This window comes from Flammeovirga kamogawensis, from assembly GCF_018736065.1.
Taxonomy (GTDB): domain Bacteria; phylum Bacteroidota; class Bacteroidia; order Cytophagales; family Flammeovirgaceae; genus Flammeovirga; species Flammeovirga kamogawensis.
The window spans coordinates 751771-766460 of record NZ_CP076128.1 but is presented as its reverse complement, the minus strand read 5'-3'; the positions used below and the strand labels follow the sequence as shown (position 1 = coordinate 766460).

The 14690-nt window shown below is 32.2% G+C and carries 8 protein-coding genes; 3 read left to right on the top strand and 5 right to left on the bottom strand.

Going from position 1 to position 14690, the window contains the following annotated elements:
• Nucleotides 1-38: 38 nt before the first annotated feature.
• The gene (locus tag KM029_RS03040) at nucleotides 39-3323 is read left to right on the top strand and encodes an amidohydrolase family protein (RefSeq protein WP_144075308.1); all 3285 of its coding nucleotides are present in this window, start codon (nucleotides 39-41) and stop codon (nucleotides 3321-3323) included.
• A gap of 117 nt (nucleotides 3324-3440) precedes the next feature.
• Nucleotides 3441-4271: a putative zinc-binding metallopeptidase gene (locus KM029_RS03035; RefSeq protein ID WP_144075307.1), complete on the top strand. Its 831-nt coding sequence runs from the start codon at nucleotides 3441-3443 to the stop codon at nucleotides 4269-4271.
• Between the two features lie 54 nt (nucleotides 4272-4325).
• On the opposite strand, the gene KM029_RS03030 is transcribed toward KM029_RS03035, so the two are convergent.
• From KM029_RS03030 to KM029_RS03015, 4 genes are all read right to left on the bottom strand, one after another.
• Nucleotides 4326-5342: a pirin family protein gene (locus tag KM029_RS03030; RefSeq protein ID WP_144075306.1), complete on the bottom strand. Its 1017-nt coding sequence runs from the start codon at nucleotides 5340-5342 to the stop codon at nucleotides 4326-4328.
• 117 nt (nucleotides 5343-5459) lie between these two features.
• Nucleotides 5460-5765: a hypothetical protein gene (locus KM029_RS03025; protein ID WP_144075305.1), complete on the bottom strand. Its 306-nt coding sequence runs from the start codon at nucleotides 5763-5765 to the stop codon at nucleotides 5460-5462.
• A 752-nt stretch (nucleotides 5766-6517) separates the two neighbouring features.
• Nucleotides 6518-10225, bottom strand: a complete 3708-nt coding sequence (gene purL, locus KM029_RS03020; RefSeq protein WP_144075304.1) for a phosphoribosylformylglycinamidine synthase — start codon at nucleotides 10223-10225, stop codon at nucleotides 6518-6520.
• A 199-nt stretch (nucleotides 10226-10424) separates the two neighbouring features.
• On the bottom strand, nucleotides 10425-11339 hold the full coding sequence (locus KM029_RS03015; RefSeq protein ID WP_144075303.1) for a hypothetical protein: 915 nt from the start codon (nucleotides 11337-11339) through the stop codon (nucleotides 10425-10427).
• 414 nt (nucleotides 11340-11753) lie between these two features.
• Here KM029_RS03015 and KM029_RS03010 point away from each other — a divergent pair, with 414 nt between their 5' ends.
• Nucleotides 11754-12389 carry a hypothetical protein gene (locus tag KM029_RS03010; protein ID WP_144075302.1) on the top strand — a complete coding sequence of 212 codons (636 nt, stop codon included), beginning with the start codon at nucleotides 11754-11756 and terminating at the stop codon, nucleotides 12387-12389.
• Nucleotides 12390-12457: 68 nt separating this feature from the next.
• Here KM029_RS03010 and sppA read toward each other — a convergent pair whose 3' ends face one another.
• Entirely contained in the window at nucleotides 12458-14260 is a 1803-nt protein-coding gene (gene sppA, locus KM029_RS03005; RefSeq protein WP_144075301.1) for a signal peptide peptidase SppA, read from the bottom strand.
• Nucleotides 14261-14690 lie beyond the last annotated feature (430 nt).

The following is a 14690-nucleotide window of genomic DNA, read 5'->3' as shown; positions in this document are numbered from 1 at the left end:
ATACAATTCAATAAGTACTAAGTTTTAACTCAACGTAAATGATTAATAAGCGTAACCTACTCTTATCAATTAAGTTCCTATTACTCTCCAGTTTAACAACTACGTTTGCTCAAGAGAAAGCAGAAAAATGGGATGTCAATAAACCACAAAGAGAGACTTCTAAAATTAATTTCACTACTGATGAAGGAACATGGTTAAATCTAGATGTTAGCCCTGATGGTAAATCAATAGTATTTGATTTATTAGGAGACATTTATTCAATGCCAATCACTGGTGGAAAAGCCACTCTTTTAAGAGGTGGTTTAGCATGGGAAGTTCAACCAAAATATTCTCCAAATGGAAAATATATCGCTTTTACTTCTGATGCTGGAGGCGGAGATAATATCTGGTATATGAAAACAGATGGGTCTGATCCAAAAAAAATCACAAGTGAAAAATTCAGGTTATTAAATAACCCAACTTGGACCGAGGATAGTCAATATTTAGTTGCAAGAAAGCACTATACTTTCACAAGATCTTTGGGTGCTGGAGCATTATGGATGTATCATATTTCTGGAGGTGAAGGTATTGAACTCGTTAAAAGAAAAAATGAACAACAAGATATAAACGAGCCAAGTGTGTCTAATGATGGTAGATATATCTATTTCTCAGAGGATGTTTACCCTGGTGGTTTTTTCCAATATAATAAAGACCCAAATAATCAGATTTATGTCATTAAATCATATGATAGACAATCAGGAGAAATTAAAACTGTAGTTAGTGGTCCTGGAGGTGCAATTGGTCCTAAACCTTCGCACGATGGTAAAAAACTATCATTTATAAGAAGAGTGAGAACAAAATCTGTTTTATATATACATGATTTTGAAAACAATACTCAAACCCCATTATTTGATCAACTCGAAAAAGATCAACAAGAAGCCTGGGCAATTTTTGGTCCTTCAACAAAATATGCTTGGACACCAGATGATAAACATATAATAATTTGGGGTAAAGGTGGTAAAATATGGAAAGTTAATACTACTACTGGTAAAGGTGAAATTGTTCCTTTTTCTGTTGATGTTGATCAAGAAGTTTCAAAATCGTTACGATTTAAACATGAAGTTGCCCCTGATAAATTTACAGCTAAGGCAATTAGAAATGTTGTTACATCTAAAGATGGAAAAACCATTTATTTTCATGCAGCAGGATATTTATATAGTAAGAAATTACCAAATGGAAAACCGAAGAGGCTAACTACTCAAAACATTGCATTTGAATATGAACCTAGTTTATCATTAGACGGTAATAAATTGGTATATACTTCATGGTCAGATCAAGAAAAAGGAAAAATTCATGTAATTAATCTAAACGATAATTCAACTTCTACCCTTGCATTACCAAAGGGTATTTATAGAAGACCTCAATTTTCACCTGATAATAAGTCATTAGTTTTTGTGAAAGAAGCGGGTAATAATCAACAAGGTTATGCTTTTACCAAAAATCCAGGTTTATATACAGTTGCAATTTCAGACTTAAGCACTTTAAAAAGAATAGTAGAAAGTGGTGATTTCCCAAAATTCAATACGAAAGGTGACCGAGTGTATTACCAAACAGGTGGGTTCTTTTTCGGAAGTCTTAAAAAAGCATTTAAAAGTGTAAATTTAAATGGAGAGGATGTAAAAGTACATTTCACAACAAAATATACAAACCAATTTGTGCCTTCACCTGATAACAAATGGATTGCATTTACAGAGTTATTTAAAGTTTATATTGCTCCAATGCCAAAGACTGGAAAACCTATTGACCTGTCTTCTTCTACTAAAGCAATACCTGTTGCCCAAGTTGCCAAAGATGCAGGTTATAATATTCACTGGTCTAATGATAATACTCAGTTACATTGGTCACTAGGAAATGAATATTTTTCTACTGACTTAAAAGATGTTTTCTCTTTTATAGAGGGTGCCCCAAAAGATTTACCCGATATGAAAACAGAAGGAATAAAGATCAATCTTGAATTAACTTCTGCAAAACCTACAACTGTATACGCATTAACTAATGCTAGAATTATTACAGTTGATCAGCAAAATAAAGTAATCGAAAATGGGACTATTATTATTAAAGAAAATAGAATTCAGGCCATTGGAAATGATATTAAAATACCATCTGGTGCTAAAGTAATTGACTGCCAAAATAAAACAATTATGCCAGGTATTGTTGATGCTCATGCTCATTTAGGTGCATTTAGATTAGGGTTAAGTGCCAAACAAAACTGGCCATATTTTACAAACCTAGCATATGGAGTAACTACGACACACGATCCTTCTGCCAATTCGGAAATGGTATTTAACCAATCTGAAATGGTTAAAACTGGAGCAATGGTTGGCCCTCGTATTTACTCTACTGGAGTGATACTTTATGGAGCTGATGGTGATTTTAAAGCAAATATTAATAGTTTAGACGATGCAAGGTCTGCAATAAGAAGAACTAAAGCTTGGGGTGCTATCTCTGTAAAAAGTTATAATCAACCAAGAAGGGAACAACGCCAGCAAGTAATAAAAGCTGCAGAAGAAGAAGAAATCATGGTTGTTCCTGAAGGTGGTTCTACATTCTACCACAACATGTCTATGATTGTTGATGGACATACAGGTATTGAGCATAATATTCCAGTTACTCCTGTTTTTAATGACGTTCAAAATCTGTGGGCTAAAACAGAAGTTGGCTACACTCCTACACTAATTGTAAATTACGGTGGTATTAATGGAGAATACTATTGGTACCAACATACCAATGTTTGGGAAAAAGAACGTCTTTTAAAGTTTACACCAAGAGCAATTATTGACAGTCGTTCTAGACATAGAACGATGGTTCCTGAAAAGGAATATGAAATTGGACATATTGCCACTTCTAAATCTGCAAAAATGTTGTCTGATAAAGGAGTAAAAGTGAATCTAGGTGCTCATGGTCAAATACAAGGAATTGGAGCTCATTGGGAATTATGGATGCTGGCACAAGGTGGAATGTCTCCTATGGAAGCAATTCGTTCTGCCACTTACAATGGTGCACATTATCTTGGTTTAGATGATGATATTGGTTCTTTAGAAAAAGGGAAATTAGCTGATCTAATTATTCTTGAGAAAAATCCTTTAGAAGATATTTATAATAGTGAATCTATCGAAAAAGTAATGATTAACGGAGTTCTTTATGATGCTGAAAATATGGATCAGATTGATGGAGAAAAACGTAAAAAATTCTATTGGGAAGAAGATGGCTATAATGAATCATTTGAATGGCATGAACAAACAAATGGTTTTACAATTCCTAAATGTGGATGTAGTCTTCATTAATATATAGTTTTTTGAAATGAAGAGGTGGATTGATAGATAATCAGTTCACCTCTTTTTTGTGACCTATCAATTTTGTAATTTCTATTGCTGATATAAATTTAAACCTTCTTAAAAATTATGATAAGAATCTACTCATTTCTCTACTTTATTACTTTATCTTTCATAGTAGTAGGTCAAGAAAAAGTTGGAACAGAAATCGGGTTATGGACCATCAAAAATGGAGAAATAATTCTAAATAATAATGAATCTGATGTTATTGGTATAGAGTATTGGTCTTTTATTACAAATACTCTACCCCATGAGCCTATAAAACAATATATCACATCATTTAGACTTTATACAGATGGAATTCAAGAAGATCTTGGCGGAATGAATAGTTTAAATGGGAATAACTCTGAATGGCAAATTGAGTTAGATGTGAAAGATACCGACCTTTCATCACATGATGAAAAAGTTATTCTTGATTATCAGCATACTTTAATCCATGAATTTGGGCATGTGCTAACTCTAAATGCAAGTCAAATTGAGCCAACAGATGATCAATACCAAGATAATGATAAAGGTTATTTAACCTCTGAAGGCTATGCAAAAGAAGATAGTTATTTAGGTCAGTATATTAAATTATTTTGGAAAAATGATCTCCTTTTTGAATGGGATAAGATTGATGCAATTAAAAATGAAAGGCGTAAATTAAAAAAACTGTATACTTTCTATTTAATACATGAAGAAGAATTTGTTACTGATTATGCTACTGAAACTCCGGAAGAAGACATTGCTGAAGCATGGACTTTCTTTGTTCTTGATGAAATCAGTTCACCTACTACCATTAAAGAACAAAAAATTACTTTTTTCTCACAGTTCCCTGAGTTAATAAAATATAGAAATGAGATTAGAGAAAACCTTAAAATTATCCCTGCTAATTATTTAGAAAACTATACATCAGACTAAATTACCTTCTTAAAAATAAAGCCCATCTGATTTTATTCAAATGGGCTTAAGTCCTTATTTTTCTTCTAATTTACCATCAGCATGTAATGCAAATCTTCCTTTTTCTTTAGGGTGAACCATTTCTTGTTTATCCCATGGCCAACCACCAAATTGAGTATTTTGAAAATCATTAAAAGCTTGTTGCAATTCTGCTCTTGTGTTCATCACAAAAGGACCGTGTTGTGCAACTGGTTCTCCTATTGGATCACCTTGTAATATTAAGATATAAGTATCTGTATTTCCTGCCTTTATTTTTAACTCGGCTAGTGGGTTAACATGAAACATTACATTCTCTGAGACATTTGTTGAATCCACTGTAATACTATCTCCATTATAAAAATATAATGCTCTATTTGATGTTTTAGCAGTTGCAGGAAGCGACCATTCTGCATTTGGTGCTAAATGTACTCTCCAAATTCCAACATTATGGTTTTCATCAGCTGCCCATGAATTAGGTGTTGATGCTAATGGATTTGTGTTTTTATAAGCACCTGCTATTACTTTAATTTCTATAGAATTACCGTTTTGATCTTTTTCATGTACAATAGGTATATCTTCATGCCATAACATTTTATAACTCGGTTCTACCATTTTACTTTTTTTAGGTAGATTTAACCAAATCTGAAATAACTCAAGAGGATTTTTATCTTTTGTATTTAATAAAGGAAACATTTCAGAATGCTGAACTCCAGCTCCTGCTGTCATCCATTGTACATCTCCTTCTCCAAATCTCCCTGCAGAACCTAAAGAATCAGAATGATCTGCTAATCCTTCTTCAACAATTGTAACTGTTTCAAAACCTCTATGTGGATGGTAAGGGAAACCTGGTATTTTACGACCATGATACATGCTCCACCCATCTTTTGATGAAAAATCAGAACCAATATTTCTACCTGTTAAAGGCTCACTTACTGACATGTCATCATTTCCCTTAGGGTAAACTTCTTTATGGTGTGCTGTAAATAAGAACGGATCAAAAGTTGGCCACTGTGCTCCTATTTGCTGAACTGAATATATATTATCGTTTTTCATTACTATATTTGTCTATACATTATTTGTTTAAACGAATATAGTTGAAAATTTTTTTATATCAAAATATTTATATAAAAAAAAGAGGCAGTGAATAAACTGCCTCAAGCTAAATCTAAATTAAGGTGAATTATCTACTTTGTAGATTGACATGTAGATAGATTCTTTTTCACCTTTTTCTAATAGAGTTGTTTGGAGTGTTTTCACAAATTCTTCATGTGCTTTCTCTCTCTCTATTGTTTTATTTTCTTTTGGTTTATCTAACGACTTTTTGTCGAATAAGATAAAAGGCAAAACAACTATTAGAATTGTACCTAATAAGTATAATGCGGTTTGCATAAGTGCAACAAAATGTTCACTCATGTAGAAATAGCTTCCCAACAAACTGAGGACTACTATACAAGATAGTTTAAATAAATTTTTCATTTTAATAATGTTCTAAGTGTTAAATTGAACTCGTTTTTTCTGAAATTTTGGACGAGCTAAAAATTGATTCCATACACTACGATAGCCTATTGCGGCTTCTTGTTTTTTGATAAAAGACATTGCTTTTAAAGTTTAAAATGTGAAACAAAAAAAAGGTCCGAATACATTGAGTATCCGGACCTTTTCACTATATAAATATATAATCTATCCAAACACTCTCATAAGAGTTACACCTTCTCTGCTTACGCTAAGAATTAATTGTGGTGTATCTATATTTTTGTGTGTGAACAACATATTATTTTTTAATTTTGATATGTACAAATGTATTTAACATTTTTTTTAGAATGAATATAAATAAACAATATAGCTTTTCAATTTATTAAATAATTAAACCTCTTATTGTATCAGTTGATTAAACTAATTAACGTTTATCAGACAATAAATTAAAACTTTATGAAGTGAATCTTCGTTATCAAACAATAAATAGTTTTAATTCAAACATTAATCAAATTGAATGAGTTAATAGTTTCATTATTGGCACTTTATATTTGGAATTTAGACCTTGGTTAAAAAAGAAAATAAATCATAAAACTTAGAACATGGGAGAAATATTAATATTAATCATGATGTTTTATTTTCTAATCTACAAGCAAAAAGACCAAGGAAAAGGAAATAAGGCTCTAAAAAAGAATGGTCATAAAAAAACCTCTTAATGATAATCATCAAAAGGTTTTTTTATATTTAACTTAATATTAAGCTTCTAATTGACCTACTTTTTCAGCAACCCAATTTTTAGCATTAACAAAAGCTTCAATCCATGGAGATACTTCATCATTACCTTTTCTATCTTCTGGGTAATGTGCCCAGTTCCAAGGGAAAATAGCACGCTCTAAGTGAGGCATCATCACTAAATGTCTACCATCATCAGAAGCTAAAGCTGAAGCATTATAAGCTGAACCATTAGGGTTTGCAGGATAAGATTCATATCCATACTTTCCAACAATGTTATATTTTTCTTCTCCGTAAGGAAGATCAAATTTACCCTCACCATGTGCAATCCACACACCTAAACGAGTATTTGATAAAGAACTTAACATCACTGTTTCGTTTTGTGGAATTTCAATATTCACAAAACCTGATTCAAATTTATGAGATTCGTTATGTAACATCTTAGGTTTTTGATCATGACCTTTCGTCACTAAACCTAATTCAATCATTAACTGACAACCATTACATACACCTAAACTTAATGTATCTTCTCTTGCATAGAAGTTATCTAATGCTTGTTTTGCCTTCTCATTATATAAGAATGCCCCTGCCCAGCCCTTAGCTGAACCTAAAACATCTGAATTTGAGAAACCACCAACAAAAACGATAAGATTAACATCTGTAAGATCTTCACGGCCAGCAATTAAATCTGTCATATGAACGTCTTTTACATCAAAACCAGCTAAGTGCATAGAATAAGCCATCTCACGATCGCCATTTACACCTTTCTCACGAATAATAGCGGCTTTAACACCTGTACGTTCTTTTCTATCAGCATCTATCTTATAATCTGATAGTTTACCTTCAAACCCTTTAGGGAATGTGTAATGAAGTGGTGCATTTTTATAAGAATCATAACGTTCCTTAGCTAAATCACTTCCACTTTGTTGTCTATCTAATAAATAAGAAGTCTTATACCATACGTCACGTAAAGCTGCAACATCAAATGATAAGTTAGTACCATTGAATGCAACTGTTGTATTTGTACCTTCTACTGCTTCACCAATAACTGAATACTTAACATTAGCAGCATCTAAAGCTTTAGTTGCTACAGCTTCGTCTTCTACCTGGAATATTACAGATGCAGTTTCTGAGAACAATACATTTGTAAGACTATCAGAATTTAAATCTGATAAATCTACATTATATGCAATATTTTGTTCTGGGAAAGTCATTTCTAAGATAGCAGTTAATAAACCACCAGCAGAAACATCATGACCTGATACTATTTGACCTTCTTTAATTAATGCTTGAATTGTTTCGAAAGCAGTTGAGAAGTATTTAGCATCTTGAACAGAAGATACCTTAGTACCTACTTTATTTAATACTTGAGCAAGTGTAGAACCACCTAATTCGTAACCGTCTTGAGCTAAATCGATATAAACTAATTTCTTACCAACTTTTGCTACAGGTTCGACTACTTTCTTAAGATCATCAACTTCACCTACAGTAGATATAATTACTGTACCAGGAGAATACACTTTTTCATCACCATACTTTTGAGTCATAGAAAGTGAATCCTTTCCTGTAGGGATATTAACTCCTAACTCAATTGCAAATTCTGAACAAGCTTCTACTGCTTTATATAAACGAGCATCTTCACCTTCGTTTTTACAAGGCCACATCCAGTTTGCTGAAAGTGATATACTTGTTAAACCATGAGCAAGTGGTGCCCAAATTAGGTTAGTTAAAGATTCTGCAATAGCAATTTTAGAACCAGCTGCAGGATCAATCATTGCCGCTACAGGAGCGTGCCCTATTGTAGTTGCAATACCAGACTTCCCTCTAAAATCACATGCCATAACAGACACGTTATTTAAAGGTAACTGTAATGCGCCTGCAGTTTGTTGTTTTGCTACTCTACCTGTTACAGAACGGTCTACTTTATTTGTTAACCAATCTTTTGATGCAACAGATTCAAGTTGTAAAACATCATTTAGATACTCATGTACTTTTGTCGCCTCTACTTCTATTTCAGAGAAGTTAGGTGCAATACTAGTATCTTTCATGATTGTTTTAGGAGCTTTACCAAACATATACTCTAAAGGCATATCAATTGGAGCTTCTCCTGTTTTAGAATCTTTAAAAGTGAATTGCATATCGCCAGTTGTCTCACCTACTACGTAGAATGGAGCACGTTCACGATCTGATACACGATGTAAAGTTTCAATATCTTTTTCATTAATAACCAATCCCATTCTTTCTTGAGATTCGTTACCAACAATTTCTTTCCCAGATAATGTCGGATCACCAACAGGTAATTTATCAACATCAATTCTAGCACCTGTTTCTTCTACAAGTTCAGATAAACAGTTTAAATGTCCACCTGCGCCATGATCATGAATCAATACAATTGGGTTCTCGTCACTTTCTGCCATCGCACGTACAGCATTGTACACACGTTTTTGCATTTCTGGATTCGAACGTTGAATTGCATTAAGCTCAATAGAGTTAGAGAATTCACCTGTTGCAACAGAAGATACGGCGCCACCGCCCATACCAATACGGTAGTTATCACCACCCATTACAACAACTTTATCTCCTTTTTCAGGTGTATCTTTTAATGCATCTCTATTTTTTGCATAACCAATACCACCAGCCATCATAATTACTTTGTCAAAACCGTGCTTTTTATCGGCTTCTTCGTGTTCAAAAGTAAGTACTGAACCTGTGATTAAAGGCATACCGAATTTGTTACCAAAATCAGATGCTCCATTAGATGCTTTTATAAGAATTTCCATTGGTGTTTGGTACAACCATGGTCTTTCTTCCATTCCTTGCTCCCACTGACGTTTGTTCTCTTCTAAACGAGAGTACGATGTCATGTACACTGCTGTACCTGCTAAAGGCATAGAACCTTTACCACCTGCAACCCTGTCTCTGATTTCACCACCAGATCCAGTTGCTGCACCATTAAATGGTTCTACAGTAGTTGGGAAGTTATGTGTTTCTGCTTTTAAAGAGATAACCGATTCGAAATCTTTTGTTTCAAAGAAATCCGGTTTATCTTGAGTTACAGGAGCAAATTGTTCTGAAACAGGTCCTTTAATAAAGGCCACATTATCAGAATACGCTGATACGATATTATCAGGTGCTTCTTTTGAAGTCTTTTTAATTAACTGGAAAAGCGATGTAGGTTTTTCTTCACCATCAATCACAAATATTCCGTTAAAGATTTTATGTCTACAATGCTCAGAATTAACTTGAGCAAATCCATAAACTTCAGAATCAGTTAAAGGACGTTTCAGTTTAACACTTACTTCTTGTAAGTAGCTTACCTCATCATCACTTAAAGCTAATCCTTCCTCCTTATTGTAAGATACAATATCTTCAATATGACGGATAGGTTCAGGTTCGACATCAATTGTATAGATTGAACTATCTAGTCCTTCATACAATGCTTGTAACATAGGATCAAAATCAGCAGATTTTTCAGATTCCACATGAAGAAATTCTTCAATACGGATTAATCCTTCTATACCCATGTTTTGTGTGATCTCTACTGCATTTGTACTCCAAGGAGTCAACATTTCTTTACGGGGTCCTGTAAACCAGCCGTCTAAAGAATTTTCTTCGCACAACGTAGCGTTGCCGAATAACCAAGAAAGTTTTTCTAAATTTTCTTTTGGAAGCGCCTGTTCGGCGTGTACTGCGAATACGTTGTTTGTATTGCCTCGAAAAAAGAGTACCATTTTTGCGTAATTGATTTCAACTGCCCAATAATGCCCTCAAAAGTAACGGTTAATTTGCTATTTCAACACATTTACTTAAAAATCTCATCAAAATAATAGGTTTATGTAGACTTTTACATCCATTTAACACAAAAACGGGTGCAATTTTTTATAAAAATGATACAATTATTAATAATTAGGCTTAATGTTTAACAGTAAACTAATCAATCACTATATGTACTTTAGCAATAGCAATTGCTTTTTCAGACTCTAAGAACCTGATCAATTTAAACTTATCATTTATTGGGTCTTTGATATCATTTAAATACTGAGGAGTAAAATGTTCTGAATGAACAATATTACCTTCTATATCTTTCCATCTTACAGATACACCTGCATTATTTCTCTCAGAAAACTTTCCTTGTAAAACTAATGCTGCTTTTCTTTCAAATACTTTAATTACATTTTCTGTAAGGTAAAAATAACTGTTTTCATGATCTATACTTGCATTCTGATACTCTACATCTGGGGTAAATTCATTTGTTTTTAAATCTACAGATGCTCTTGCAGTTTCAAAAGGAATAGCGCTTGTCATTAACGTATTTGAAAAAGATAAATATGCTAATGCAGTAAAAATTATTGCTCCAAATGAACATGCAACTACTAATGTTTTTATAGATTCTCTTTCAATTATTTTTCTTTGTCGAGCTTCTTTCTTTAAAGAACTTAATAATTGTAGTGCTTTTTGATCAAGTGGATTAACTTCTAGTGTTTTGTTGGCAAATAAAATTGATTTTTCTCTATCCTCTCTCTCTTCTCCTTCATAATACCTGTTTGCATAGCAAGATGACATTAGGAATAGAGTTTTTTCATCAAAGGGATTAATGGTTAATGCTTGATCTAACTCGCTGATTGCATCATCCCAATTTTTATACTTGTGATAACTCATCGCTCTTGAAAAGTGAGACGTGAAGAGGTCTTGCATTTGATCCCACTCAAAATCAGTTAATCCCATTTCTAAAGCAGTTGCTTTTAATTCAGCTTGGGATATCTGGATATTGTGACTCTCCTTTATTTCATATATGCGTTCTATAAACCGAGTTAGGTGATCAGAATATGAGAAAGTATTTTTCATATTAGTATAATGGGTATCAGTAAAGAAATTATCTAATAACAATATAACAACAGATATACCGTTATGAAAAGTTTTACTATAAGTTGTATTTTCAATGAATGTTATTCTTGAAAAAGTATAAATTTCTACTAGCTAACCTAATAACAAAGGATTTGTAAAATTCATTCCATACACCTTAATAAATAGCGTACCTAACTATTTTTAATTTTAAATTTATTCTCTTAAATCTCATTTACGTAGTTATGATAAATTCATAATTGCGTATTAATATCAACTGTAAAGCATAAATGGGCCATTTTTAATTCATTCTACTTATTAAATAAATTATATTATCATGAATTATTGACACATCTAAATTTAAATCAAGTATTAATAAGATAATACACGTATTTTTGTAGAAAATCATTATTAATTATGGATATATCACCTCTATTAAATTTACCAGAGAAAGGGCAATCAATATTTAATGCATGGCAAAAAAATGCTAAAGAACACTTTCCTTCTACAGATATATTTATTGATGACCTAAAACATGATATTCTTCAGGCTTTAGAGCAATCATTAAAAGACATTAAAAGAAAAGGTTACGAGAAGCATAGAACAAAAAAAACTTGGGTAGTTGGCGTATTCATGGAAATCTTAGCCAAAAATCTTAATAGCTATTGGTACAATGTTATCATCATTAGTGACAATAAAGATTTCACAGGTTTATTATGGTTTAAAGCAATGCTTAATTATTTAAATCAAGATACAAGTGCGGTTATCGAAGTAAATAGAATTTATAAACTTTTACTTGATAAGCACTACCCTTTTGATACTATATCTCCTATAGAATCTGAAGAAAAAGAACAAAATAATTTATTGGCAGATTTAAGCTACCAAAGTAATTGGGATATAACTGAACCTTATTTAAATAATATGCTAAAAGATAGACTTGCTGTTACCATTGATAACAGAGGTCCGAGGCTTATTACTTCTGAAAAATTATTCGACATTTTCACTGTAGATGAGATTTACCAATTTATTGATCTCAACTTACATATTCTATAAAAAGAAAACAGCCACAAATTAAATAATAATCTGTGGCTGTTTATTTTTGGAGTTTGATATCAGATCAATTATGGTCTTTCAAACCCTTCAATTTCCTCGTAGTATGGAATTGCTGCTTGAACACCTTGCAAAGATTGCATCCAATTAGTCAGCTTATCCATTTTGATTGAGTATTCTCCAAGTACAGCTTGTTTTACTCTAGATTGTACTTCCATATCCATTCCTTTTAAAATTTCTTGGAAGAAATCTACTTCACCAGGTAGATATTTGACTTTATAATCACCTTCTTCTAACCCTGCAAGATCAGCCGCGATTTTAATCGCTTCATTATAACCACCCAACTCATCTACCAAACCTACTTTTTTAGCTTGAATACCTGTCCAAACTCTACCTTGAGCAACAGCTAATAAATCGTCTATTTTCATATGACGACCTTCGGCAGCTTTTGATGTGAATACCTTGTATCCTTTCTCAACAGATTTTTGAATAATATCGAAATCTTCATCAGAAAAATCATCTAGCATAGATTGGAAATTAGAAAACTCGCCAGTGCTAACTGCATAGCTTTTGATACCTAATTTCTTTTGCATTAATTCTGAAGGATTAAAACCTAGTCCAAAAATTCCGATAGATCCAGTTATTGTATTTGGATAAGCAACAATTTTATCACACCCCATAGAGATATAATACCCTCCAGATGCTGCATAAGTAGACATTGAAGCTACTACAGGTTTTTTCTTTTTTAAATTTTGAACAGCTCTCCAAATAATATCAGATGATAAAGCACTTCCACCTGGTGAGTTTACTCTTAATACAACTGCATCTACATCATCATCATCTGCTAAATCATTTATTTCTTTTACAAGGTCGACATTAGCTATAGCTTTCGATCCACCTTCTGCTTTTCCATAAATTATTTCCCCTTCTGCAGAAAGAACAACAACTTTTCCTTCACCTAATTGTCTTGATCTAGGATCTGTAACATCTTTGTATTTGTTGTACTTCACAAAAGAAATATCATTACTATCTTCTAAATCAAGTTCACTTGCTAATTGCGTTGTTACTTCATCTTCATAAGTAAGTTCATCTACAAACTTTAAGGCTAAAGCATCTTCAGACGAACGAATTTTCATTTTATTAGAAATTTCTTTCAACTCTTCAACTGCAATACCTCTTGAATCACTTACACCTTGTAAATAAATATCGTTCAGGCTATTTAGATAAGATGAAATTTGTTCTTTATTGGCAGAACTCATTTTATTAGTCATAAATGGTTCTACAGCACTCTTATATTTACCTACTCTAAAAACTTCAGGTTCAACACCAATCTTCTTAAAAAAGTCTTTCCAATATAGTATTTCAGAAGACAAACCATTAAACTCTAAATCACCGATTGGGTTTAAATAAATTTTATCTGCCTCTGAAATAATGTAATATCCAGCTTCTGAAATATTATCAGCGTAAGCGTAAATAAATTTACCCTCACTTTTAAAAGCTTTTAAAGCCGCACGAATTTCTACAGCCATTGGCATGCTACCACCAAAATAACCTCCTTTAAGATAGATACCAGATATATTATCATCTGCCGCTGCTTTATTAATAATGTCTAAATATTCATGGAGACTTGCCGATCCTTTGGATGGGAAATAACTTGAGTTTAAAGACTCAAAAGGATCTACTTCTCCTATTTCAGCAATTTGTTGAGATAATTTTAATTCTAATACAGAATGTTGATCAATGGTAACTGGCTGAGAACTACTTGTTGATGCCGCAAGACCAACAAAGAATACAAGTCCACCGACAAAAAATATTCCTGTAAACAAGCATATACCCACAACAACTGCAAAAGTTGTTTTAAGAAAACCTTTCATAGATTTTTTAGAAGTTTTTTATTATTTGGAATCACTTAAATACAATAATTAATGATTAGATTTTTAGAGTAATAAAAAATTTTAGTCAAAATAATATTATTGTATTTTTAAAGATAGAAAATATAACTGAATTGATTGATTGCAAAACTGAAAATATTACAGTTTAATATAATTATAAAGACTAGGGCTAACTAACTCTATTAAAATAACTTATGTGCCCCTTCAATAATTTATTAAAGAATTACAATAAAGATAGATGTTTAAAAATGTTATGATTTTAAACGTTTTATTAAATAAGGTATAAATATTCGTAGAAGAATCGTATGCAAACAGGATGGTATTTTTAGTACAACGAGGAAAAAACACCTGCAAATGTGTAATTATTATACTTTAAGAGAAAAATAATCAATAAAAACCCCTTTTTAGATAA